At 37.1% G+C, this 26,601-nt stretch carries 22 protein-coding genes; all 22 read right to left on the reverse strand.

Annotation, left to right across the window (positions count from 1 at the left end; all coding sequences use genetic code 11):
- Position 1 precedes the first annotated feature (1 nt).
- Positions 2 to 274 (reverse strand): hypothetical protein, encoded by a 273-nt coding sequence (locus KYH19_RS16965; protein ID WP_219075958.1) that lies wholly within the window; start codon positions 272 to 274, stop codon positions 2 to 4.
- Positions 275 to 380: 106 nt separating this feature from the next.
- The gene (locus KYH19_RS16970) at positions 381 to 1,106 is read right to left on the reverse strand and encodes a hypothetical protein (protein WP_219075959.1); all 726 of its coding nucleotides are present in this window, start codon (positions 1,104 to 1,106) and stop codon (positions 381 to 383) included.
- Between the two features lie 97 nt (positions 1,107 to 1,203).
- Positions 1,204 to 2,466 (reverse strand): DUF4302 domain-containing protein, encoded by a 1,263-nt coding sequence (locus KYH19_RS16975; RefSeq protein ID WP_219075960.1) that lies wholly within the window; start codon positions 2,464 to 2,466, stop codon positions 1,204 to 1,206.
- 18 nt (positions 2,467 to 2,484) lie between these two features.
- The gene (locus KYH19_RS16980; RefSeq protein ID WP_219075961.1) at positions 2,485 to 3,933 is read right to left on the reverse strand and encodes a putative zinc-binding metallopeptidase; all 1,449 of its coding nucleotides are present in this window, start codon (positions 3,931 to 3,933) and stop codon (positions 2,485 to 2,487) included.
- An 18-nt stretch (positions 3,934 to 3,951) separates the two neighbouring features.
- A complete protein-coding gene (locus KYH19_RS16985) occupies positions 3,952 to 5,421 on the reverse strand; it encodes a RagB/SusD family nutrient uptake outer membrane protein (protein WP_219075962.1) in 1,470 nt (489 codons plus the stop codon).
- A gap of 15 nt (positions 5,422 to 5,436) precedes the next feature.
- Positions 5,437 to 9,039, reverse strand: coding sequence for a SusC/RagA family TonB-linked outer membrane protein (locus KYH19_RS16990; RefSeq protein WP_219075963.1), 3,603 nt, complete (start codon positions 9,037 to 9,039; stop codon positions 5,437 to 5,439).
- Positions 9,040 to 9,386: 347 nt separating this feature from the next.
- Entirely contained in the window at positions 9,387 to 10,544 is a 1,158-nt protein-coding gene (locus KYH19_RS16995) for a FecR family protein (protein WP_219075964.1), read from the reverse strand.
- Positions 10,545 to 10,605: 61 nt separating this feature from the next.
- A complete protein-coding gene (locus KYH19_RS17000; RefSeq protein WP_219075965.1) occupies positions 10,606 to 11,205 on the reverse strand; it encodes an RNA polymerase sigma-70 factor in 600 nt (199 codons plus the stop codon).
- A gap of 181 nt (positions 11,206 to 11,386) precedes the next feature.
- Positions 11,387 to 11,929, reverse strand: a complete 543-nt coding sequence (locus KYH19_RS17005) for a DUF420 domain-containing protein (protein WP_132402995.1) — start codon at positions 11,927 to 11,929, stop codon at positions 11,387 to 11,389.
- Positions 11,930 to 12,014: 85 nt separating this feature from the next.
- The gene (locus KYH19_RS17010; RefSeq protein WP_219075966.1) at positions 12,015 to 12,710 is read right to left on the reverse strand and encodes an SCO family protein; all 696 of its coding nucleotides are present in this window, start codon (positions 12,708 to 12,710) and stop codon (positions 12,015 to 12,017) included.
- Positions 12,710 to 13,063: a cytochrome C oxidase subunit IV family protein gene (locus KYH19_RS17015; RefSeq protein ID WP_187591832.1), complete on the reverse strand. Its 354-nt coding sequence runs from the start codon at positions 13,061 to 13,063 to the stop codon at positions 12,710 to 12,712. Before KYH19_RS17015 ends, KYH19_RS17010 begins: the two co-directional genes overlap by 1 nt.
- A gap of 24 nt (positions 13,064 to 13,087) precedes the next feature.
- The gene (locus tag KYH19_RS17020) at positions 13,088 to 13,795 is read right to left on the reverse strand and encodes a cytochrome c oxidase subunit 3 (protein ID WP_132402986.1); all 708 of its coding nucleotides are present in this window, start codon (positions 13,793 to 13,795) and stop codon (positions 13,088 to 13,090) included.
- A 31-nt stretch (positions 13,796 to 13,826) separates the two neighbouring features.
- Positions 13,827 to 14,393 carry a cytochrome c oxidase subunit 3 gene (locus tag KYH19_RS17025; RefSeq protein ID WP_219075967.1) on the reverse strand — a complete coding sequence of 189 codons (567 nt, stop codon included), beginning with the start codon at positions 14,391 to 14,393 and terminating at the stop codon, positions 13,827 to 13,829.
- Positions 14,394 to 14,408: 15 nt separating this feature from the next.
- On the reverse strand, positions 14,409 to 15,317 hold the full coding sequence (gene cyoE / locus KYH19_RS17030; RefSeq protein WP_219075968.1) for a heme o synthase: 909 nt from the start codon (positions 15,315 to 15,317) through the stop codon (positions 14,409 to 14,411).
- Between the two features lie 12 nt (positions 15,318 to 15,329).
- Entirely contained in the window at positions 15,330 to 16,388 is a 1,059-nt protein-coding gene (locus KYH19_RS17035) for a heme A synthase (protein WP_219075969.1), read from the reverse strand.
- Between the two features lie 81 nt (positions 16,389 to 16,469).
- Positions 16,470 to 18,350 (reverse strand): cbb3-type cytochrome c oxidase subunit I, encoded by a 1,881-nt coding sequence (locus tag KYH19_RS17040; protein ID WP_207908508.1) that lies wholly within the window; start codon positions 18,348 to 18,350, stop codon positions 16,470 to 16,472.
- A 23-nt stretch (positions 18,351 to 18,373) separates the two neighbouring features.
- The gene (locus tag KYH19_RS17045) at positions 18,374 to 19,606 is read right to left on the reverse strand and encodes a cytochrome c oxidase subunit II (protein ID WP_219075970.1); all 1,233 of its coding nucleotides are present in this window, start codon (positions 19,604 to 19,606) and stop codon (positions 18,374 to 18,376) included.
- A gap of 69 nt (positions 19,607 to 19,675) precedes the next feature.
- Entirely contained in the window at positions 19,676 to 20,929 is a 1,254-nt protein-coding gene (locus tag KYH19_RS17050) for a quinol:cytochrome C oxidoreductase (RefSeq protein ID WP_219075971.1), read from the reverse strand.
- Between the two features lie 16 nt (positions 20,930 to 20,945).
- Positions 20,946 to 21,551, reverse strand: coding sequence for a cytochrome c (locus tag KYH19_RS17055; RefSeq protein WP_132402968.1), 606 nt, complete (start codon positions 21,549 to 21,551; stop codon positions 20,946 to 20,948).
- A complete protein-coding gene (locus tag KYH19_RS17060; RefSeq protein ID WP_132402965.1) occupies positions 21,523 to 22,059 on the reverse strand; it encodes a DUF3341 domain-containing protein in 537 nt (178 codons plus the stop codon). The genes KYH19_RS17055 and KYH19_RS17060 overlap by 29 nt, the downstream gene beginning before the upstream one ends.
- Before the next feature lie 2 nt (positions 22,060 to 22,061).
- Positions 22,062 to 23,534, reverse strand: a complete 1,473-nt coding sequence (gene nrfD / locus KYH19_RS17065) for an NrfD/PsrC family molybdoenzyme membrane anchor subunit (RefSeq protein WP_121284002.1) — start codon at positions 23,532 to 23,534, stop codon at positions 22,062 to 22,064.
- A 26-nt stretch (positions 23,535 to 23,560) separates the two neighbouring features.
- Entirely contained in the window at positions 23,561 to 26,593 is a 3,033-nt protein-coding gene (locus KYH19_RS17070) for a TAT-variant-translocated molybdopterin oxidoreductase (RefSeq protein WP_219075972.1), read from the reverse strand.
- Between the last annotated feature and the right edge of the window lie 8 nt (positions 26,594 to 26,601).

The raw sequence follows: 26,601 nt of genomic DNA on the forward strand, positions 1-26,601 counted from the left end.
TTTAATTTAAATTAAAAGGTTCCTTTTTCATATTAAGTTGAACGTTCTTTTTACGATACTTTTTATACCAAACCACACCAACAATTACGGCCATTAAATAGGGAACAGACAAAAGATACAAAACACCCGTATTCAAACCCGCCGTTTGTGTATTGCCGTTTTTAACACCTTGTTCGGCATTAATGGTACACATCGAACACTGGGCATTAACATTTTGGCTTACCGCAAAGGTAAATACCAAAACAAACAGGATAAAAATTGCTTTCTTCTTCATGGTTTACAAATATAGGAATAAACGGGTGGAGGGGTTTAAAAATTATGTCATAAAAAAACCTCACTTTTTAGGGTGAGGTTTTCGAGAGGCAGCTATTTTACGAATTTTATCCCTTAATGATTTTAACTCCATACTCTTGGATAGAATATTTCCCATTAATATCTAAAACGGTAGGGCCAAATATATTAGGTTGAAGAACTAATGGATAGATTGATGCTTCCCAACTATTTGGGATACCAAAATATTTACCATAAACGAAATCTACATATGGAATAATTCCACTAGGTAATATTCCACCGTAGCTCAACAATTTATTCCCTCTCTCGGATCTATCCTCAGGAATTACTAGTTCACCATTTACCGTATATACAGACAATATGGTCGTACCATAAACAGCTATCTTATTCCTTACTCTTTCGAAGTCAAGAGCTGACACTGGGGTTTGCTCTCCAAGTAATCCAAAAAAATACTCCATCAAATCTTTCTTCATATCAGCGGGAACTATACATGGCAGACATTCAGTTGCAGGATAAATTGGCTTACCAGGCCCAGTACTTATATTTCCCATGAGATTTGTACCCGCCAACATTTCATCCATACACGAATCATAAGCATCATTACTACCATATGATGTGTTAAGTGGATCTGTAAAGCCAATAAAACATCCTATTGTTCCACCAACTTCGTAATTCACCTCAGAAAAGTTTTTCTCCGATTTAATTTTCTTACTAGAAACAATTGGTTTAGCACTAATTTGTTTTACTTCCTCTTTTTTGCAGGAAAGTGATAAACCTAAAAAGGTGATCATTAAGATCATTTTAATCTTTTTCATAAAATATCTTTAGATATGTTTAAAACTAATTAAGAAGGGGTTCAGGGTAAGAAAACCCTCACCAAAAGGCAAGGGTTTACAAGATTTAGCTAACGCCCTATTGAAATGTGATCCAACTTCTTGCATCTTTTACTGACACCAAATCGAAACCACTTCCTACCCGGATTACGTAAAAACCTTTAGGATCAACAAAATTTTGAGTTGTTTTATCAATAATTGTCTTCGCCGATGCATTTCCTGTAGAACCGACAATCGAAGTTACCGTGTTTAACAAAAAGCCGTTAGCTGTTATTGTAGATGTAATTTTTGATGAATAAGGAAAATTGCCAGCAGTAAAACAAACAAAATTTCCTTTGTTAGCTCCAGTAACATAATAATCTAAATCTGTAAAATCCGGAATCGTATTTATCCCGTATGCGTCTATAATGCCATCAACTGTGAAGCCGTTGTACGACTCCCACCAACTACTCCTAGGCCTTCCCGTTGCAAGAAAGCTTAATGCATCGTTTTTGTTATAGTCAATAGGAGAAATGGCTTCTTTGATTTGTAACGAGACTCCTCCATTTGTACTCGCACTAATAAACCCGGTAGATGCATCAAAAGTTACTCCACTTAATCCTGTAATTGTTGTGGATCCGATCATGATTGGATCAAACAAAACCAGTGAAGTGCCTGAAACAAAATAATTACTTGATGATGATTTTAACACACCTGCTTTATCAAGATAATTAAAACCAAAGATTCTTCGGTTGGGGTCAATCTTCACTTCGCAGTTAATCCCGCCAATTGTAGCTTGCTTAAAATAAGTTCTTAATTTAGAAAAGGTAGTAAGTACAGCCTCAGGTGCGGTAAATGCCGAAGCATTATCGGCAGCAGATTTTGACCTTACCAAAATCAGCTTGCTTTTATTAAAAGTGCCTTCCAATTTTATGGTATCGGCACTTGCTGAAAGAAAGGCAAATTCGAAATCTGAATAATAGCCTTCGCCTGTTTCGCCTCCAATAACGTCTGGTGTTGGGTCTGCTATCAAATGTAATGTTGAATAGGTATCAAACAATAAAGTTGGTCTTTGCAGAGCCTTTAAGCGGTAAGAACTTTCGTTTGGTGTTGGCTCATAATCTGCCGACATTGTGGTCCTGTTCTTATCCGTAAAACTGAATAAGAATGTAGCAAGGACTTTAGTATCTGTTAATAAATAACCTTTCCAACCAAATTGCGCTCCAGCCAACTGAGTTTTATATGCCGTTAGCGTTTCAGACAAACGGTCATCAACGTTGCCAAGTATCGGATCCGTTTTGTCTTTTTTACAAGAGCCTAAGGCCAATGCAAACAAGAATAAATATAATAAATGCTTTTTCATCAATTTTATTTTAAATTATTACAATGTGCCAAATAGGTAAGATGTAGGGTCGTTTGTTTTCACAAGTCCACCGAATATACTTTTCGATTGAGGAACGATATCATCAACCCAACGTATTGTAAATTGCTGCCCCTTAAAGTAGTTTAGTAAAGTTGGGATAGCAGCCTCTATTGCCCTTGCGTTGGCATAAGTTACGGTTGTTGGCTGCGGATTTGAATAGGCTAATGTAATGTTTCCATTAATATTGGCTATATTAAAATTAAAATCAGCATTAAAACCCACGCCTAAAGCAGCAGTAGGATCCATAAAATTCACCCTTAAAATTACTTTATTGGCCGAAGTAAAAATTAAAGAAATGTTATCGATATAATAACCAACGCCAGTTTGTAAGCCCGTATTTGCTGTGTTATAAGCCGCTAGAAACTTTGTTGACAAACCTGTTAATTTTTGAGGATTTACCGTAATTGTACTATAAGTTTTGGCTGGGCCCAATAAACTATTAAAATCTGCGGTTGGAGATTGCGATTCTATAGCAGCCTGGGTTCTGGTCTGTAGGTCAGCAATGTCGATACCCCAGCTATCTTTCATATAAGATGTTACAATAGCTTTCTTTCTTAATAACTTCGCTCTTCCATCAGCATTTTGTTCGTAAATTCCCTTGCCGTTTCTTTTAATGTATACACCATCATAGACAAATAGATTGTTTACAATATTGTCGAAATTAGCTTGCCCACCCTCTAACAAGGTTGATAGCGTTTCAACAAAATCATCATCTTTATTTGATCTTGAATAGGGTGTAATAAAGCCCTTACCCCAAAAATCTGCCTCGTACATAATTTTATCTAAAGCGGCATTTGTTGAATATGCTCCTCTAAAAATATTAAACCATGTTGCAGTATAATCGCCTGGAGTTATTCTTTGGTAATCAGGAGTTACCGCAATGTTTTGGTTAAGGATGTGACCAAATTCGTGATGCATGGTATGCAAAATTTGTCTAACTGCGGCCTTATTGTCCTGATCAAAAGTATTTAAATCAAGTAATACAATTTTTCTTCCCGATTCTGCTGTACCAAGGGTAATAGTGCCATTGCTGTTATAAGAAGGGCTACCTGCCAGATAAAACTGTTTCTGGCAATACTCTTTCATGAAATCTCCGCCTTTTACAGCTACATAAGGGTCGATCCAAGTTTTCTTAATGATATTCATTACCGGTATCACAAGATCTTCCTGAATTGGGACTACGTTTTTATAAATCTCACCTAGCTCAGATCTATCCCATTTATATTTAACCTCTATATTATATGGAGTAGTATAATTTGTACTGATCCACTCATCTATTGGTCCTTTGGTCCATGTATCTCCACCCAAACCAACTATATTCGTACTTAAATCATCTTTTTTGCTACATCCTGCCAAAAAGATTGTGGTCAATGCAACTAATGATATGCTTAATAATTTCTTTTTCATAATATTCTTATATTATAATTAACGAGGATTGGCAGCTAATCCAGCTGCAACTGCATCTTGAGGAATTTGAACTAATCTACGCGGGTCATCTGCACCCAATGAAATTTTAGTTTTTCCATCAAGGCTATTGTGTTCAATCGGGATTTTTAGCCTTAATACGTCAAGCCATCTCAAACCTTCGTGCATAAATTCCTGACGTTTAAAGTTCAAGATTGTAGCCACCAATGCGTCCTTAATAGATAATGCTGGAAAAAATGCTGTTGCTTTAGTTTCGGTAAATTTATCGGCAGTTGCAGAATAGCCTACAATTCTTTTTGATAAATAAGCATCAATATCTGCAATTGTTAACGCATTATTATTACCTAACATCGCGCTGGCCTCTGCTCTGTTAAATAAAACCTCTTCAGTTGTGAATAAAGGAACCATATTATAACCGTCGCCAAAATTGGCGCTGATGGTTTCTTTCACAAAATGTTCTCTGAATTTTGGAATGTTATACACTACATCTGTACCACCAAAAATTTTATTTGAAAATGCAAAAGCCTTTTTACTTGGATTATTTGCTGCTGTAAAAATTGGTAGAATAGAAGAACTTAAACCATAATTATAGCCTGCATAACTACGCCCCCAATACGAACTTGCTTCTTGCAACAATAAATTAGCGGGCTCTGTAGAATTGGTATACAAGGCCTGCAATTCATAATAACCTAATGCATTATAAGTGGTATTCCAAGCTCTTAAATTATCAGAGATTGTTGTTTCAGGAAAAACTGCATTAGCGTGATCGATTACTTTTTGATAATTTTTTTTAAATAAATAAAAACGTGTAGCAAAAGCATGGGCTGCCTGCGTAGTAAAGTGGTATTTAGGTACTCTATATGAATTGTTTTTAATTAAAGGTAAACCCTCCAATAAATCCTTTTCTATGTTAGCATACACGCCAGCAACAGTTCCTCTAGTGTAGTTACCTTCAACTATTTTCTGTGGTAATGTTACGTATGGAATTCCTGGATCAGAATCTGCAGTTGCCGGATCGTAAGCTTTAGCAAAAAACGTTACTAACATAAAATGTACATAAGCCCTGGCAACTAATGCTTCTCCCCTACTTGCAGAATATTCTGCAGTATTTCCAGCCTTATCAATGGCCTCCAATGCATAATTTGCAGCAGCAATAGCTTTATAACAAGAGTTCCAATAAAATGGTGGTGTATCTACCGATGTAGCATCTATTTGATCTATATAATTCCATGGAGAAGAATTTGGTAAATCTCTACCTGTTGTACCTTTATCACCGGCATTGTCGCTCATTGCCTCTGCAAAGGCAAGATAATTGCCGTGTGGATATGCATTTGCTAATAATTCGGCTACTTTAACAGAACTGTTTAACTCTGTTCGATCATCTGGTTGATGCTCTAAAAATTTCTTACAGCTCGAAGATAACAGTAAGCATGAGCATGCGATATATATGAATATTTTATTCTTTTTCATTTCTTTTCAATTTAATTAGAAGCCAACTTTTAGAGAAAGTGTATACTGTTTTGGAATTGGTAACGCTACACCACCTGAGGCAAAAAATTCTGGATCCTGTCCCTTAAGTTTTTTATCAGAATAAATCAACCAAAAATTATTTGCCACTGCACTTATTGATGCGTTGTTTGCGCCAATAGTTTTTAGGATTCTTGCAGGCAATGCGTACGACAGCGATAATTGTTTTAAACGAATAAAACCTCCATCTGCCACCCTGGCTGTTGAGTAGTTATAAGTATTATAGGGATACGTTCCATCAATATTAGCTGCTGCTTCAACATCAGGGATAGATGGGACGTTTGTTTTTAATTCATCACCTGGTAATGTCCATCTATCTTTAAACTCATTAGGCAAGGCATCTAAATCTGAATATGAAGTGGCAAAAACTGGGTTTAGCCTAATTTTATTTCCTGCAGAGAAGGTAAATAAAGAGCTAAAAGTAAATCCTTTATAACTCACACTATTGTAAAAACCACCTGTCAATTTTGGGTCTGTTGGACCTTCATATTTTAGGTATTTAGTTTCAAGGCTTTGCATATAAACATCACCACTTTTCTCACCTTTTTCATTGATAAATTCAGGAATTCCCGTATCATGATTTAAACCGGTAAAATCAACAGAGTATAAGCCACGGTATGGAAAGCCTTGCTGAGGTCCACCATCTGCAGTTACCAAACTGAATATACTCTGAGGGCTCGAAAGTTTAGTAACCTTGTTTTTATTATAGCCAAAGTTAAAATTACTTCTCCAGCTCCATTCAGTAGTTTTAATAATTGGCCCACTTAATGTCACCTCGATACCTTTAGTATTCATATCAGCATAATTCGCAGTAGTTAAATACTGTCCGCCAATCCCTGAAGTTCTTAATGGACTGATTAAATCGAACCCATTCCTGTTATATAAATCAACAGTTAGATTTAATTTATCTTTAAAAAAGCCCAGATCAAGACCAATGTTAGTTTCATATTGCTTTTCCCATGTTAAATCGCGGTTCTCAATATATTCAATATTCATAACAGATTCGTTTTCACTCGTATACGGCCTTAAGGCACTTCCATTCCTTAAAACTAATGCTGAGTTGGTAGCACTACCCAAACTTGCTGTTAAACCATATGTGGCTCTAATAGTAGCGCGGTTTAAGATTTTCTTCAATCTTTCATTTTCGAAAAATTTCTCTCTATCTATATTCCAGGCACCAGAAATATTCCAGGTAGGTAACCACCTAGCCGTAGCTGAACTTCCCAATTGGTTTGAGCCATCATATCTACCTGTAGCATTAAATGAATATTTACCATCGTAAGAATAGGCGGCCCTTGTCATAAATGCGGCGAAACGATCGTATCTGTGATTCATTGAATAATAATTCAAATTATTCAAAGTAGCCTGTTTCACAATATTTGGATCAATAAATGGAACTCCACCTTTATCGTATTGATAACCGTAACCAATCATGCTCCTGGTTTGACGATCAGCCATTCTCATTTCCTGAAAAGCATAAACATTAATTAAGTGCTTCTCATTGATAGTATTATCATACTCTATAGAGTTCCTAACCATATACGATTTAAGAAAATCGTCAGTTGTATTGTAAAATCCACCATAAGGAAGCACGACAACTGGTTGTAATTCCGGATGTTCAGGATCACGAAACAAGAATCGATTATTATCTTGAATATAAGAATCACCATTCGCTCTATAGGCGTTTGCCATATTAGAGTTTTCTTTTACTTTATGCTCATTACCACTTTTTACATATCGCATCGATGCTAAGAAATCGTACTTAAAGTGCTTTACAAACCTATAGCCTAAACCACCTTGGAGTTTAAAATCCAACATACTTAAGTCCAACGAATTATTATCCAGTTCATTCAGGATATTAAAATTGGCGAAATTTCTTGTAAAGTTTTCCCTGTTCCCGTTTTGATCAAATGCTGTTAAAGTTCTACTCGTATTTAAAGCATAACTAAAAGGATTAATATCAAAATCTCTGGAGTATGTTCCTTCAACGGGATTGCTAACACGTCCCACAGTGCCAGGTGCTTTTTGGTTACGGATTGATCCTGTAGTAATAAAATTAACTGAAAGTTTATCTGAAAGATTAAATACAGCGTTAACATTTGCAGTATAACGTTCCACATCATTTCCAATAGCCCAACCATTATCGTTTAAATAACTGGTTGAAAAATATAGTTGGGATTTTTCAGTTCCTGATGAAACACTAATGGCATGCTCTTGCATTAAAGAGTTTTTGAAAAGTACATCAAACCAATCTGTATTTGCAGTTGCATAGCGAGATAAGAATGAATTTCTTGCTTCAGGGGTATTTGCTAAAGCAAATGTACCTGAACTTGCATCGTACGTATTAATTAATTGATACATTTTGGTAAAAACACCACCGTCTGCTGCTCTCGAAGCACTAGAATGATTTAACCATCCTTTGCGGGCCAGCTCTGAATAAACAGACATTTGATCAGAAGAATTCATAATGTTATAACTGTCATACGTCGGCTTTAAATAGGTAGAAAAGTTACCTGTATAAGAGATTAGCGGTTTACCAATACGTCCTTTCTTTGTTGTGATAACCACAACACCATTCATTGCGCGTGCACCATATTGTGCAGTCGCAGCCGCATCTTTTAAGATATTGAATGATTCAATATCGTCAGCGTTTATACCAGCTACAGAAGATCCAATCAACGTACTTACATCTCCTGATGATAACTGTTCATTGGAGATATTAACAACATCCTCCAAAATCACACCATCAACTACCCATAAAGGTTTATTATCTCCAGTAATTGAGGTTGCACCGCGAACACGGATTTTTGGTGCAGCTCCAAAAGTACCAGATACATTTTGTACTGAAACCCCAGCTACACGACCTTCGAGCATACGACTTACGTCTGTAATACCATCTTGTTTAACATCAGCTCCTTTTAGTGCTGTGGCAGCTCCGGTAAATAATTTCTTGTTTAAATTCTGATAACCTGTTGAAATAATATTTACATCTTTAAGTTCATTTGCATCTTCTTCTAATACTACATTTATAGATGTTTTAGATCCAACCTCAACCTCTATTGTTTTATATCCAATAAAGCTAAAAACCAAGGTAGCACCTTCTTTAACCGAAATAGCAAAATCTCCGTTACTGCTGGTAGATACCGCATTTGCTACCCCTTTTTCCTTTACACTCACTCCAGGCAGTGCGGCTCCGTTTTTATCCTTCACTCTTCCGGTTACCTTTACAGCAACAAAATAGCTCAGCACTTTATCAAATACTGATTTTTCTTTTACTGTAATCAGAACCGTCCTATCCTCAATAGCATAGCTAAGGTCTCTGCCTGAAACAATTTTGTTCATTACTTCTTCAACCGTTAAGCTGTTAAAGTCAACATTTAAAGTGGTTGAGGTTTTAATTTTATTGGTTGATAAAAGAACATCATAACCAGATTGTTTTCTGATCTCTTTAAAAACCTTTTCTAAGGTTACATTTTTTTCTTTTAACGTAACCAGCTGGCCAAATGAAGCTGCGCTTACCTGCATTAAAGAGGCAAGCAGTATGACCGTAACTAACTTCATAATCAATAGCAATTTAGGTATGTAGCGTCGGTGCGTACATAAAATTTCAATATAAATTTTGTACATTTAATAGTCTGTTTTTTTTGCGAAGCGCAATGAAGTTTGGACGCCAAAAAGCGTTTCGCGGATTATCCAAGAAATAATTGATTTTTAATCGATTCCGGTTTACGGAATAGCTAAACAGATAATAAAGGGGTGTTGCAAGCACTCCTTTTTTTATTCATTTATCTTCGAATCGTCAGGAGGTTTGTTGAGGTCTATTCATAATTTGTAAGGTTTAGGTTAAGGTTGATTAAGTTGTTTTATTTTTAGAGATAAAGGTTAGTTATGGCTTCATCTGTTATCATTTATTCTTTGTGAACAATTAATTTATTGCCCTTAATATCAAAATGCACTTCCCCTGTTTGTTCAAACTTGGTCAGCACTTTTGATATTTTTTCGAAACGGCTTACCGTTCCATAATACATCACATCTTTGGCCTCAGGATCGGCATATTCTATTTCTACATTATACCAACGGGCAACTTTACGTAAAATGCTTTCCTGCCTTTCGTTATTAAACATAAAATAGCCCTTTTTCCACGCTATTGCTTCTTCAACATCCACTTCTTTTATGGCAATACCCGAAACAGATACCAGGGATTGTTCTCCAGGTTTAAGTATTTCGCTCTCATTGGTATTTTTATGCAAAACACGCACACTTCCTTCCAATAAAGTAGTTTTAGTTACCATTTCATCTTTATAGCTGTTAATGTTAAAGTGTGTTCCCAATACCTCAACAGCCTGTTTATCGGTCTCTACAATAAAAGGATGTGATGCATTTTTAGCGACTTCAAAATAAGCTTCACCATCTAATTTAACTACACGCTGTTTTGCGGTTCCAATGTTTAATGAGTATTGAATTGAAGAGGCTGCATTTAGCCAAACCGTAGAACCATCAGGTAGCTGGATTTGCCATTCACCTCCATTTGGGGTCGAAATGGTATTTAATCTGGTATCATTTACATTTTCTGATCCGGCAACATTATACACCAATTGGCCATCTGCAGTTTTAGTGATAGAGAAACCAGCTTCTTTTGCTATATCGCCTTTCATCGCATCTGAAAGTGAAATTTTCTTTCCGTCAGCCAGTGTAAGAATAGCTTTATTTTTTCCAGGCGCTACATCAGTTGCAAAAACATGCTCTTTCTTTTTCTGCAGAGAGAGATAAGCCGTTAAAGAAAATGCAATAAAAACAACAGCAGCGGCAGCCCATTTTAAACTATTCATTAAAATTCGCTTAGGCGACCGGGTTGGCTTGTCTATCGTCAGAATTTTATGGAGAACAGGATTCCATTTTCCCTCATCAACATGAACTGCATGCACTTCTTCTGCGATAATCATTTTCACGATTTCGTCAGAAAGTAGTGATGTGCTGTTTTCGGCCAAAACTAAAAGTTCTTCCTTTTCGGACTGACTTAAGGCCTTAGCTGTAAACTGTTGTAATAGATAATGTATACGTTCCATAAAGATTCTGATACTAAGAAGCAGCAAAACAAAATTAGGACTATCGGAATATTAATTTTTTCTATTTTATTCTCAAAAAGAAAAAAACAATTGGAAAAAAGAACACAATTCCGTGTTGATCGAGGTGTATACGTATCGATTTTAAGGCAATTACGAGTGCATTTTTAACTGTATTAGGAGAAATATTAAGTATTTCTGCTATTTCAGGGATAGTTTTACCATCGCGCCTACTCAATTGGTATATATTTTTTCGCTGATCAGGCAATTTATCAACTGCAACAGCAATAATCTTAGTTACCTCATTTAAATTAATAGCTTCCACAGTGTTATTATGGCTATTTTGTTGCTTAGCCGTAAATGCATCAACAACCCTATCTTCTTTTAATTTTTTACGCAGGTAGCTTAAACATTCATTAGAAACATATTTATATAAATAGGCTTTAACATGATCTACTTCCGCTAATTTATCGCGATTAAGCCAGACTCTTAAAAATGCATCCTGAATAATTTCTTCGGCAGCATCATCAGACTTGGTGAACTTAGCAGCAAAAATATGGAGTACAGGAAGATATTTGAAGAATAAAACAGAAAAGGCCTGCTCATCTCCCTCTACGATTTTTTCTATAAGCTTACGTTCATCTTCTATCCTTCCTTGCGCCATAAATTAGTCGATTGGTTATTCATATACAAAGTATATGAATACCTCTGTGTGATATGATATACATAAAAGTGAAAAAAAAATTGGGTTAAAGCAAATATCTTCTGCAGGCAAAACTCCTATAACCAAAAAAACCTTACGTTTTTAAGTAAGGTTTTTTAAATTTTTCATTATTAATATATCTCTAGTATTGATAATATGGCGAAATCATTAGATAAACTACCACACCAGTTATAGCAACATACAGCCATAACGGAAATGTTATCCGTGCAATTTTTCTGTGACGATCAAAACGCTCGGCTAAAGCCCTCACGTAGGTAACCAAAACCAGAGGAATAATTGCAATTGACAATAAGATATGTGTTAATAAAATAAAGAAGTAAGCATATTTTATTGCACCATCCCCCCCAAACTTAGTAGAGGGCGTAGTCATATGGTATGCGATATACATTACTAAAAACAATAAAGAACAACCTATAGCTGTTTTCATTAAATTTTGGTGCAATTGTATCTTTCCATTTTTTATTGCCCAAACAGCAATAACTAATAGTATAGCTGTAATCCCATTTATGGTAGCGTATATTGGTGGTAAAAAAGGCAAGGTTGGCGCATCAATACCTAAATCTTTTAACTTTACTACAAATAAAAAGGCTACAGCTACTGGTATTAGAATTGAAAGAATAATGATCCACTTATTATATTTTTTCTCAATCGGACTATTTTCCATGAATATTAAATCTTTTTATTATTATTATTTTGCTTCGAACCCGGACTAGAGGCTTCGGACTCTTGACTAAAGACTGCAGACTAAACTACCTACCATCTTTAACGTTCCTTAGGTATTCGGCAATAAGTACTTTTATTTCATCCTCCAGCTTAGCATTTGCTTCAGCACTATCTGCATCATAAATACCCCGTATACGGTGTAAATTATCAATCAGCACTATCTTATTGCTAAATATAAAGCTGTTCTTTCCATCGGACTCATTTGCTATTACATCAAGTAACAGGCCTTGCCTGATCAGTGGATAGGTTTGTGCAGTATCGCCAGCTAAAAAGTCCCACTTACCTTCTTTTGCTTTAAAATTAGCTGCAAAATTTTTGATTAAACCTATATCAGCCGGATCAACAGATAGGCTTACAAATTTAACCAGGGGCTTCTGTTCATAGCCATCAGATAGTTGTTTGATGTATTTACTTGCCTGCTGTTTCTTCGCTCCGGCATGAAATAAATTTAATACCACAATCTTGTTCTCAAACGATTTCCAGCTCACCGTGTCGCTATGCTGGTTTACGAGTTTAAAATCAGGAACCAGGTGGTAAATGGTATCTGGTATCTTCTTGCCCTTTACAGTATGAAAAGTTGTAGCAACAACCTTTTCACCAAAGATGGGTAAACTCTTATACCTGTTTTTTGCGAAGTGCGGCAATAAGTAAAAAAACAAAAATCCCGGTATAGCTAAAATGCTTACCAGGATTATTACCTTTTTTATAGGGTTTCTTTTCATTAATGGTTCATCATGTGGATGTTTAAAAACCCACCTTCTATCAGCATTAAAACAATAAAGTAACCAATAAAAATAAATGAAACGGTTAATGCAAGCTGCAAGCCTAATTTCTCATATTTTAAGTGCATAAAGTAAGCAACAATATAAAAAGCCTTTACAAGTGTTAAAGCAATATAAATATAGTTACCTACATGTTGAGGAATATGATGACCAGGAATTGCCCATAGTGCTATGATAAACTCAATTGCAGTAATTAAAGTTAAAATACCGGCTACTTTCCAGATTTTAGCTTTATCCAATCCTGCATGTTCTCCATGCTCGTGTCCTTCTGTTGTATGTGAGTGATCTGACATATTAAATATTTTATATAATTGAAATTAAACCAAATAGAAGAATGTAAATACAAACACCCAAACTAAATCTACGAAGTGCCAGTATAAACCAACTTTTTCTACCATTAAATAATGGCCTCTTTTTTCGAAAGTTCCATTAATCGTCATGATTAAAATAATCACATTGATCATTACCCCACTAAATACGTGGAAACCGTGGAAACCTGTAATGGTAAAGAATAAGTTTGCAAATTGTTGCGCAGCAACCAAAGAAACTGGCCCATCAAATAAATGTTTTAACTCTTCAGCAGATGGAATTGTACCCCACCAGAAACCTTCATGGTGTAAATGGGTCCACTCTAATGCCTGACAGCCTAAGAACATAAATCCTAAAACAATTGTAGGAATTAACCACGCAATTACTTCTTTTTTAGAACGACGATGTCCGGCCTCTACAGCCATAACCATAGTTACTGAGCTTAAAATCAGGATAAAAGTCATGATACCCACAAAAACTAGTGGAGCACCTGTATCTTTAATACCAGGGATAGATTGGAAAACCAAATCCGGATCTGGCCATGTTAATTTAGAAAAACGCTGAGCGCCGTAGTAGATCAATAAAGATGAAAAGGTAAAAGCATCTGATAATAGGAAAAACCACATCATGATTTTACCATATTCTACCGACCACGGAGAACGACCACCATTCCATGGTCCGGTTTTAACTTGATCTAATTGTGATACTGCATTCATTTGGAAATAGTATAATAGTTTGTTAACAAATTTAACGGTTCAAAAGTAAAAAAACATACAGATATATCCATAATATATCTATAAAATGCCAAAAAATAGAAGCAATTTCCATTCTGTACTGGACTTTCGCAATGGGCAGGCTTTTGTAGCTACCAGCTAGTGCATTAATAATAAGGCCTACTCCAGCAATAATATGCAAAAGGTGCATCCCGGATACCACATATATAAATGATATTGCAGCATTATTTCCTACCAGGGTAGCTCCGGTTCTCACCATACTTCCCCAGGCATTAAACTGCATTACACCAAAGGCGATGGCCAATATTACGGTAATACAGAGCATGTTGCGCTGTAAGCTAAAATTTAGTTTTTTTAACGCTCGCGAAGCTAACACTAAAGTGATGCTGCTTGCAATAATAACCAAACTAGAGTAAATAAAGGCATCGGGCAACACCAAACCGTGTCCCTTTCCTTTTGAAGCCGCAAATACCAGATAATAACTGGTAAAGCCTCCAAACATGATTGTTGACGATACGACAAATAACCAAACAATAAATTTCCTTGGTTTAGGGTCAAACGTATCCTGCATCTTTTCCATTGTTAGCACCATAAATTATTTTGCTATAAAATTTAATAATAAGCCCAACTGTACAGCCGGGATGTAAAAAAACGAACAGAACATCACTTTCTTCGCGTCGATCAGTTCTCTGTTCATTAAAAGTTTAAAAGCCAGCCAGCTAAATATAAGCCCGGCTACTAATGATAAGCCAGCAATGTAATAACCACCAAAACCATAAATGGTTGGCAATAAACTTACCGGGATTAAAATCAAGGTGCTTAAAAAAGTAAGCAGTGCTGATGTTTTATCTCTTTTCTTTGTTGGTAGTAGCCTAAAACCAGCTTTTTTGTAATCATCATCCAGCACCCAGGCAATGGCCCAGAAGTGTGGAAACTGCCATACAAACTGGATTAAAAATAAGATAACAGCAATGTAATAATCAATTTCGTGGAACATCTCTGCCTTTAAACTACCAAAAGCAGCTAAATAACCAATAAGCGGTGGCAATGCGCCTGGAATTGCTCCTACAAAAACAGCAATAGGCGATTTTCTCTTTAACGGTGTATAGGCAAAAGCGTATAGCAAAATTGAAAATACAGATAACAAACCTGTTTCAAGATTTAAATGACCCAATAACCAGGTACCTAGAAAAGCCATAAATACCCCCAAAATCAGTCCCTGTCCGGTTGTCATCCTACCAGCAGGCATCGGGCGGTCTTTGGTTCTCGACATTAATTTATCTAAATCTTTCTCAATAATTTCGTTAAAGCAGTTTGCCGCTGCTGTAACCAAAAATCCGCCGGCTATTAAAATTAACCAGTTTCCCCAATTGATAGTAGGAATAAGATGTCTACCCACCTGCATTTTCTGCCCAATCAAAAAAGAGATCGACGCCGAAAACACCACCGTAAACGATAGTCTGAATTTGATAAGCTTAGAAAAATCTGAAAGATATTGCTTCAATTTTCTTAAATATTATTGTTTATATGTACTTGTTCTGTAAACCAATAAGTACAGGTAAAACTGTAAACTAAATAGCAGCGTAGAAAACAAAATATGTAATGCCTGCGCTACCGGCGGGAAAGCAATGTATGCTAAAGCTAAACCACTTAATAACTGAACTAAAAGCGTAATTAAAATAAATCTGGCTGTTAACAACGGAGCAGCTTTACCACTAAAACGATCAATAACCATTTTATAAACCACACCATTGGTGATTATTACCAATATAGCCAAATCGCGGTGATAAGAAAAAACACTTCCTACTTTCGATATCCATAATGCTTTACCACTATAAGCCAGAGACTTTGCAATTACATCAACAGCTTCCCTCACATCAGTACCCAAAACGATCTGAACAATACTGACTACCAATGTAAAGAACAAAAACCCTTTCAGCCATAGTATCCTATACATAATTACCGAAGGTGCTTTATTCAGCTGTTTCGCATAATTGTAGGTATATATAGATATCGCTAAAATAACCAGTGCTAAAAGCATGTGTACCGTTACTACCCATTGTGCCAGATTGGTTGATACCACTATGGAACCTAACCAAGCCTGATAACCTACTACAAAAATGTTCAGGATACTTAGCAAAATAATCCGTTTTGCTGTTTTACGGTAAGTAAAAGAATAAACGGCTGTTAAAAACAGGAATATTCCAGCTGCTACCCCAGCTAATCTGTTTAAGTACTCCGTCCAGGTTTTAGCCGGATTAAACTCTTCGGGTACAGTAATGCTCTGATCGTGCCTGATACTATCAGCTAAGGCTACTTTACCCATACTTTCTAAATACCTGGCAAACTTTTCATTCTTTTTTAACCTGCCTGCAACATATTTTTCTTTATAGTTGGCAGGAAGCTGAGATACATCAGTTGGCGGAATGTAACGATCGAAACATTTTGGCCAATCCGGGCATCCCATGCCTGATCCGGTACTGCGGACAATACCACCGGCAAGTATAACCAATAGTGTAACTATGATGGTTATAAGATTAATTCGAATGAAACGTTGTTCTGATCTGCTGACCATATATCTATTAAGATGAAAAGGGTATCCGGATAAGCAGAAACTTAATCAGATACCCCTTTTAAAATTGTTTTTAAGCTTAAACTAGCCTTTGTTTTCTTCAACAGGATTGGCTAGTTCCCAATCTTGCTGTATTTTTTCTGCTTCTTGATTTCCTTCAAAATCGTGAGGTAAATTAGAGCTCATGGTTTGCGAGAAAGGAACAGTTTGAGGAATAAAGTCCGCATCATGTCCTGGTTTGCTATAATCGTATGGCCATCTGTAAACAGTTGGGATTTCTCCTGGCCAGTTACCATGTAAGTGCTCAACAGGTGCAGTCCATTCTAATGTGTTGGATTCCCATGGATTTTGAGGTGCAACTTTTCCTTTAAAGATTGAATAAAAGAAGTTAAACAAGAACGCTACCTGAGCAAGTGCGGCCATAATAGCTGCCCATGTTACAAAAACGTTAACAGTTAACCATTTCTTCATGAATTCGAACTCAGTAAATGCATAGTAACGACGAGGTACACCATCCAAACCTAAGAAGTGAAGCGGGAAGAATACCAGGTAAGCTGCAATAAAAGTTAACCAGAAGTGTAAATATCCCAATTTAGGGTTCATCATTCTACCGAACATTCTTGGGAACCAGTGATAAACACCTGCAAGCATACCAAAGATTGCTGCAGATCCCATTACCAGGTGGAAGTGGGCAACAACAAAATAAGTATCGTGTAAGTTAATATCCAACGAAGCATTTCCTAAGAAAATACCGGTTAAACCACCAGAGATAAAGAATGAAACTAAACCAATAGCAAATAACATTGCCGGAGTGAAACGGATATTACCACGCCATAATGTAGCCAGATAGTTGAATGTTTTTACTGCTGATGGTACCGCAATGATCAACGTGGTAATCATAAACACACCACCTAACAATGGGTTCATACCGGTTACAAACATGTGGTGACCCCAAACGATGAATGATAATACGGTAATACCAATTAACGAGTAAACCATTGCATGGTAACCGAAGATCGGTTTACGTGAGTTTACAGAGATAACTTCAGATGAGATACCCAATGCAGGCATAATTACAATATATACCTCAGGGTGACCTAAGAACCAGAATAAGTGTTGCCATAAAATTGGAGAACCACCTTCATTTGGCAAAATATCAGTACCCATTACGATATCTGATAAGTAGAAACTTGTACCAAAACTACGGTCAAATACCATTAACACTACTCCAGCCACAAGAACAGGGAATGATAAGATACCTAAAATAGCGGTTAAAAAGAAAGCCCAGATGGTTAATGGCATTTTCCAAAGGTCCATACCTTTAGTACGCATGTTTAAAATTGTACTTACGTAGTTAATACCACCCATTAAAGATGATGCTACGAAAAGTACCATACTAATTAACCACAAAGTCATACCCATTCCTGAACCTGGCATTGCCTTGGCAACAACAGAAAGCGGTGGATAAACTGTCCAACCACCTGATGCAGGACCTGTTTGGATAAAGAATGATGACATCATGATCACACAGGCCATAAAGAAGAACCAGTATGAAAGCATGTTTAAGAATGGCGAAGCCATATCTCTTGCACCGATCTGAAGTGGGATCAATAAGTTACTAAAGGTACCACTTAGTCCGGCAGTTAATACAAAGAATACCATAATGGTACCGTGAATGGTTACCAAAGCCAGGTAAAAATCTGGTTTAATACGACCGCCTGCAGCCCATTTACCTAAAAATGTTTCTAAGAAAGGGAAGTTTTGATCTGGCCATGCCAATTGAATACGGAATAAAATGGATAAGCCCATTGCTATTACCGCCATAATAATACCGGTAATCAAAAATTGCTTGGCAATCATTTTATGATCCATACTAAAGATGTACTTTGAAATCAAAGTCTCTTTATGATGCCCATGATCAGCGTGATCGTGATTGTGTTCGTCGTGTAATGCTATTGTTGACATAATTCTTTCGCTCCTGCTTAATATTATTTCTTTAAAGCCATTTGGTTAGTTTTCACAGCTGCTGAATCTTTAGCTGCTGAATCTGCTACTGATTTTACAGGTGCAGGTGCCACTGGCAAATTAAATTGTTTTCTTAAATCGTCGTTTAAGTATGTTTTCTGCTCTGCAATCCAGGTTTTGTACTCGGCCTCAGAAACTACCCGTACCACTTTCTGCATATTGTAGTGACCGGCACCACAAATTTTAGCACATAAGAAAAGGTAGTTAAAGTTAGGATCGTTAGTCTCTTGCTGCATTTCTGCAGTAGTTTTTGTCGGCGTAAACTCAAAGAAAACGCGCATACCCGGTACGGTGTTTAACTGTACCCTGAAGTGTGGCATATAAAAACTGTGAATTACATCCTTACTGGTCAAAATAAGTTTAACTGGTTTACCTACAGGCAGCACCATCTCATCTGCCATTTCATCATCACGAGAGTTGATATCTTTAAAATCGATACCCAATGTATTGCTAGCTGTAGTTAACTTGTAATTTTTGTTACCAACTATTCCATCAGCACCCGGGTAACGGATAGACCATTTAAACTGCTCAGAAGTAACTTCAATTTGTAATGGCTTGTGGTTTGGATCTTCAACTTTAAAGAAAATAGATCTCCAGGTTAAGAAACCCATTAATACCAAAACGGTTAATACTAGAGCCGGAACGATTGTCCAGATTTTTTCGATTGTATTATTGTGTGGGTAGTAGTAAGCTTTTCTTTTAGCAGAGTATTTATAGATATAAGAAAATCCGAATAATAAGATGTGTGTAGCTACAAATACAATAGTGGTAATGATTAATGTTAAATTAAACATTTCATCAATTTTCTTTCCGTGCTCAGATGCTGCAGCCGGAAGTAACATTGATCCATGCACTGTATATTCCCAATATACACCATACAAACCGATCACTAAAAACAACGCAAATAAACTTGCGTGTACCCCGTTCCAGTTAATACCAACAGGTTTACCTTGTGCTTCGCGGCTTAACTCATATACTTTTATTGCTTTACCAATAATGGCAATGAACAAGCATACAGCAAGGAAAACCAGAATATAAAATATTACCGATTTATAAACCTCGCCCATATCAACCTTCGGTGCCGCGGCAGCACCTGCTGCTGCATCTTGCGCAAATACGCTAGTGTTTGCAAAAGCAGTAATCAATACTGCTAAAGCTGCGGTCGTTTTATTCGTTATAAACTTTCTTAAACTCATTTTCTTAAAAGTAGTACGCTGTACTGCTAATTATAATAATAATTAAATATTTGCTTTATCCTATCACCACTATAGTTGATGATGCAAACTTTCTTGTAATAATGGGTGATTCTTTGCAATTAAAGGTTTTTTACTTAATGATGTAAGAACCGTAAAGGTAAACAATCCTACGAAACCTATTGCAGTACCAATTTCTACAATTCCGAAACCATTATGTCCTTCTTCTACTGCACCCGGCATAATCATTTGGTAATAATCTACCCAGTGACCTAATAATACCACGATAGAAACGAATAATAATTTTGCATCCGTCCTTTTGTTATCTCTATCCATTAACAATAATACCGGCGCTAAGAAATTCATGGCCAGATTTAAGAAAAACCAGAATTTATAATATTCAAAACGTTTGTAGAAGTATACAGTCTCCTCAGGCATGTTTGCATAGTAGATCAATAAGAATTGAGCAAACCATACATAAGTCCAGAAGATAGAGAAACCAAAAATAAACTGACCTAAATTGTGTAAGTGGCTATTGTTAACCCATTGCATATAACCTGCTCTTCTCAATAAGATAATGATAATAGCAATAGTAGCTAAACTGCTTACCCACATTGCGGCAAAGTTATACCAACCAAACATGGTTGAGAACCAGTGTGCTTCTAATGACATGATGGTATCGAAAGCAAAAATCGGTGTTGTAAAACCGTAAATTACCAGGAATACACAAGCATTTTTAAAGCTCTTTCTGTATGAATTTAAGCCACCAGTTAAATCTTCATTATATGAAAACTTAACAAACATCATTGCGAAAATACTGTAAACACCTAAAAACAATAATTGACGACCTAAAAAGAAAGGCTTATTTAAAAACACAGACTTACCGGCAATAATCGCATCATAATGTTCAGAACCTTTTTCTGCTAAACCCTGAGTTGCCCAGTGCTTATAAAGATAAGGTACGCTAATACTTTGTCCGTGTTCTACAATTGTATGCTCCATAAATAAACCTGCAGATACGATAGCAATAAGTATGACTGCTGCAATTGGCAATGTTTTGGCCATTGCCTGCGGTACACGTAAAATTGATGCAGACCAACCTGCCTGAGCAACAAATTGAACAGCTAAGAAAAACATTCCCGACATACAAACGCATGCGAAGTAATATCCCATAAGCAACAGGTTGGCGAAAGTGCGCTCTTGAATGCCACTTAAGAAACCAAAAGCAACAGCTGCAACACCTAAAGCGATACCAACTATACTTAATGTTTTTACTTTACCTGTAAACTCAAACTGTTCACTAAAATTAATATTGTGAGTTCCCATTTATATTCTGCTTTACTTATTGTTGTTTTTGTAATTCCTGAACATACATCACCACTTTCCAACGATCTGTTGGTGAGATTTGCGAAGCATGCGAGCCCATATTATTTACACCGTATGTAATGGTGTGGTAGATTTTACCGGCAGTAAGTGCTTTCATATCTCCACCTCTTGATGAACTTCCTGAGAAGTACGAAGGTACACCACTAAATTTCTCAATTTTAACCAAGTGTCCTTGTCCATCGCCTTTTTCTCCGTGGCAAGGACTACAGAAAACGGTAAATAAGTGTTTACCCTGAGCTAAATTAACAGTATCTACTGGTAAAGGGTTAACCATGCTCACTCCTGCTGCTTCGTAACCTTCTTTTGTATTAGGATACTCATCATATTCGGTAAAACCTACCGGTTTAGTATGTGCAGGTGGCAACTGAGCTGTTTTACCATCTTTAAAATTTTTGTTCGGCTGATCCGGATTGTAAGCAATCGGATCATACATGTTTCTGGCATATTCTAAACCAGTACTGCGTTTATCTTTACAAGCAGAAAAGGTAGCTGCAAAAGCGATAGCTAAAAACGCCGTGTAAACAAATTTATTCTTATTCATAGCTAATGTACTTCCTTTCATTATACTTTATTTCTAAAGCACCTGCATCTTTTAATAATCCATCAATTACAGTATGTTCTATATTGTCTTTTGCATCAACTGCAATCACAAAACGATCATCAGTAGCACGTAAATCCATCACTCTTGGTGCTCTTCCCGGAAATAAGTGAGTAGATGCATAATAAGTTAACACCATACCGAAAGCACAGAACAATACTGTAAGCTCGAACATTATCGGAATAAAATCCGGTAATGCAAATGATGGTTTACCACCTATGTTTACTCTCCAATCGATTACTGCGCAGAAATAAATCAAAGCGAACGCACAGCAAGTACCGGTAATACCAAAGCAAAATGCTGCGATATCGATTCTAGATCTTTTAATTCCTAATTTGGCTTCTATTCCGTGTATAGGCATCGGTGTATATACATCATGGATACTGATGTTATTTTCCTGAAGTTTTTCGATGCCGTGCATCATTTCATCAGGATCGCCAAAGCTGCCTAAAATATATTTGATATCACTCATTGTTATATTTTTGCGTAATCTTCTTGTTTAACACTATCAAATTTTTCTAAAGACTCTATGTACTCAGCTACATATTCTTTATTCTCATGCCCTTCTTTAATCTGTTTCATTTTGGCTTGCTCACTTGCAGTTTTCAATAATAATTTAACCTCTGCTATAGCGATTGATGGCAATACTCTTAAGAACAATAAGAATAAAGTAAAGAACAAACCAATTGAACCTACGAATACACTGATATCAACCCAGGTTGGATAAAACATTGCCCAACTTGATGGAATATAATCACGGTGTAATGAAGTAACGATAATTACGAAACGCTCGAACCACATACCCACGTTTACCACGATTGATAAAATCCAGGTCGCTTTAATGCTTAAACGGATCTTTTTGAACCATAACAACTGTGGAGAGATTACGTTGCAGGTCATCATCATCCAGTACGACCACCAGTATGGACCAGTAGATCTGTTGATAAATGCATATTGCTCGTACTCTGAACCTGAATACCAGGCGATGAAGAACTCAGTTAAATAAGCCACACCTACGATTGATCCGGTTAAGATGATGATTTTATTCATCGACTCAATGTGGAACATGGTGATGTAGTTTTCTAAGCCTAATACTTTACGTGCAACCAATAATAAGGTTAATACCATCGCAAAGCCTGAGAAGATCGCCCCAGCCACGAAGTATGGAGGGAAGATGGTGGTGTGCCATCCTGGAATTACCGATGTTGCAAAGTCCATTGATACAATCGTGTGTACCGAAAGTACCAGTGGTGTAGAGATACCTGCTAAAATTAACGACACCGCTTCGAAACGCTGCCATGTTTTAACGCTTCCACTCCATCCAAAAGAGAAGATAGAATAGATTTTTCTACGTGTACCCACTGCACGGTCGCGGATGGTAGCAATATCTGGTAATAAACCTGTGTACCAGAATAATAATGATACAGAGAAGTAAGTAGAGATCGCAAACATATCCCACACCAATGGTGAGTTAAAGTTTACCCAAAGTGATCCGAATTGGTTTGGTAAAGGTAAAACCCAATAGGCTAACCAAGGACGGCCCATGTGTGATACAACATAAGTTGCGGCACAGATTACGGCGAAAATGGTCATCGCCTCTGCCGAGCGGTTGATGGAGTTACGCCAGTTCTGACGGAAAAGTAATAGTACAGCTGAAATTAGTGTTCCAGCGTGACCGATACCTACCCACCATACGAAACCGGTGATATCCCAAGCCCAACCAACTGTTTTATTTAAGCCCCATGCACCGATACCGTTCCAGAAAGTATAGCTTACCGCTACTACCCAAAGTAAAGCACCTAATGAGGCAACGATGAAACCAATCCACCAGGCCTTGTTCGGCTTGTTTTCTACCGGGCCTAAAATATCATCCGTAATTTTTGCATACGTGATGTTATCGCCGGTAATTAATGGTTCTCTAAGTATTGATTCGTTATGTCCTGACATAATTTGTATTTTCTTTATACTAAAGCTTACGCTTGTACTGTTGTATCTGTATTTCTAATTTTTGTCATGTAGCCGATACCCGGTTTCACATTGATCTCTTCTAATACGTAGTAGATACGCTCAGAACGTAATGCTTTTGAAACCTCTGAATTTGGATCGTTTGCATCACCAAATACAATTGCATTTGCTGAACAAGCTTCCTGACAAGCCATTTTAATATCGCCATCTTTTAATGGACGTTTCTCCAGCTTAGCTTGTAATTTGCCACCTTGTATACGTTGAATACACATAGAGCATTTTTCCATTACCCCTCTTGAACGTGTAGTTACATCAGGGTTTAAAACCAATTGGGTAAACTCGTTATTTAAATAGTTATCGAAACGTGAATCGTTCCAGTAGTTAAACCAGTTGAAACGACGTACTTTATACGGACAGTTATTTGCACAGTAACGGGTACCTACGCAACGGTTGTATGCCATGTGGTTTAAACCATCACTTGAGTGTACAGTTGCCAATACTGGACAAACTGTTTCGCAAGGTGCGTGATCACAGTGTTGGCACAACATTGGTTGGTGAACCACAGAAACATGATCCAGGTCTTCTAACTTGGCAATTTCTTTCTCTTTGGTTACATCACCATCTTTAGTTTCGTAGCTGTAATAACGATCGATACGAATCCAATGCATTTCACGACGACGGCGAACCTCATCACGACCTACAACAGGAATGTTATTTTCTACGTTACAAGCAACAATACAAGAACCACAACCTGTACAAGCATTCAAATCGATTGCCATAACCCAGTTGTTACCTGGTTTTTCGTATTGATCCCAAAGATCGTAATCTTTATGCTCGCCTTTTTCGTTACCAGCACCAGGATTTTTTAAGTACTCTTTGAAAGTAGCTTCTTTAATCACTGCACGGCCCTCGAAAGAGTGGTGAGTTTGTGTTTGAGCCAATTCATAGTAACCGCCTGTTGGGGTAATGGTTACCGAAGTAGCATATTGGAATGTTCCATTTGCAAAAGAAACAAAAGGGAAAGCATTTTTACCCACATCGTTACCTGCTTTACCAACTTTGGTACGGCCATAACCTAATGCGATAGATGCAGTTCCTTGCGCTTGTCCTGGCTGGATCAATACCGGAAGATCTACTGAATATCCGTTGCTACCTTTAACCGTTACAACGTCAAATTCTTTAACTTTTAATTTCTCAGCAAATTTTGGTGCAAGTGCAACATAGTTATCCCAGGTTACTTTCGATACCGGATCAGGCAATTCTTGTAAGAATGCGTTGTTTGCATTTTTACCATCACGCATTGGGATGTTTTCGTAAACCTGCAACTGAACATCTTTATCTAAAGCTTTGCTGCTATTTACAATTGAAGTAGCAACTTGTGCTAACGATTGTGTGAATGAATAAGCACCAGCAGCTTTAGCTGTTGAAGTAACTACACCCTTTTCTAAAACCTCTTCCCATTTCAAACCAACAGCTGGTAGCATTTTAGCTTCCCAGTTGCTGCGTACAAACTGATAGTAGTCTTTAACAGGAGCATCAGCCCAGGTTAATAAACTCTCTTCAGCCTGGCGGCTATTGAAAACAGGATTGATGGTTGGCTGAACGATTGAATAATACCCTTCGTAAGCGTTTGCATCACCCCATGATTCTAAGTAGTTATGGTTAATCGCAATAGCATCACAAGCAGTAGCCGTTTCATCTGCACGATCAGAGAATGAAATTTTAGCAGGAACCTTAGCTAATGCCTCAATAAATGCTTTTGTATTTGCAGCATCGTAAACCGGGTTACTGTTCAAGAATAAAACAGCGCCAACTTCTCCACGGTTCATTTCAGCAACTAAGCCATTAAATTCGGCATCGTTACCTGCATATAAATAACAAGGGTTATCTAAATCAATAGTAGTACCATAACTTCCGATAGCGGCGTTAATGGCATTTACTAAAATCTGAGTAGAAACATCGTTCGAACCGCAAACCACAAGGCCTTTACCTTTAGCTTGTACCAATTCTTTAGCTACCAGTTTAATTACTTTATCGGCAGTAGTATTGTTACCTAACGTTCCGCCAGGTAAAGCACCACCGGTAATTGCATTATATAAAGCAATTAAAGCAGGTCCTTCTTCCGATAATTTAACCGGAACACGGGTATCTGCATTGGTACCTGTTAAGCTCATTCCACTTTCGAACTGAATGTGGCGGCTCATTTTTTTATTTTCTAACGATTTGTAGTTACGGTTAGCAGTATATTGAGCAGTAAACTCTTCTCCGCTAATCCAGGTACCTAAGAAATCGGCACTGAAACTTACAATTAAATCAGCCTTATCAAAGTTGTATTTAGGTAAAACTGCTTTACCGAAACTGTTTTGGTTAGCCTGAATAATACCTGTATAAGAAACCGCATCATACTGAACCAATTTAGCAGCAGGATATTTTGTAATAAACTGTGCAATAACGGCATTAGTTGACGGGCTGTTTACAGTTGACGCTACAATGCGGATTTTCTTTCCACCTGCCTGTGCTTTTGCCAACTCACCTTTAACAAAGCTGTCGATTTTTGCCCAGGTAGTTTCTTCAACTTTTCCATCTTTTACCAAAGCAGGTGCTTTTAGTTTAGATACATCATATAAATCTAAAACCGAAGCTTGCGCTCTCGCATCTGTACCACAGTTAAACTGACCCGCGTTTGGATTTGGTTCAATTTTAATTGGGCGTCCTTCTCTGGTTTTAACTAAAATACTCTGGCCATTAAAGCTCGAAGTATAATAGTTAGGAATACCCGGAGTAACCTCTTCAGGTTTTACCAGGTAAGGAATAGATTTATGAACAGGGGCAGTTTGACAGGCTGCTAAAGTTACTGCACCTAAACCAAAACCCAACGCCTTTAAAAAGTCGCGGCGTGGGGTAACGGTACTTAACCCTGCTTCATTTAAAACATCTTCTATTGGAAGTGGCTCGGCGAATTCGTTTTTGTTATTCTTAACAAAATCGGGTGTATTGTTATACTCCTCTAAGCCTTTCCAGTATTTTTTGTTGCTTTCCATTTAAGCTA

The sequence above is a fragment of the Pedobacter sp. D749 genome (assembly GCF_019317285.1).
In the GTDB taxonomy this organism is placed as follows: domain Bacteria; phylum Bacteroidota; class Bacteroidia; order Sphingobacteriales; family Sphingobacteriaceae; genus Pedobacter.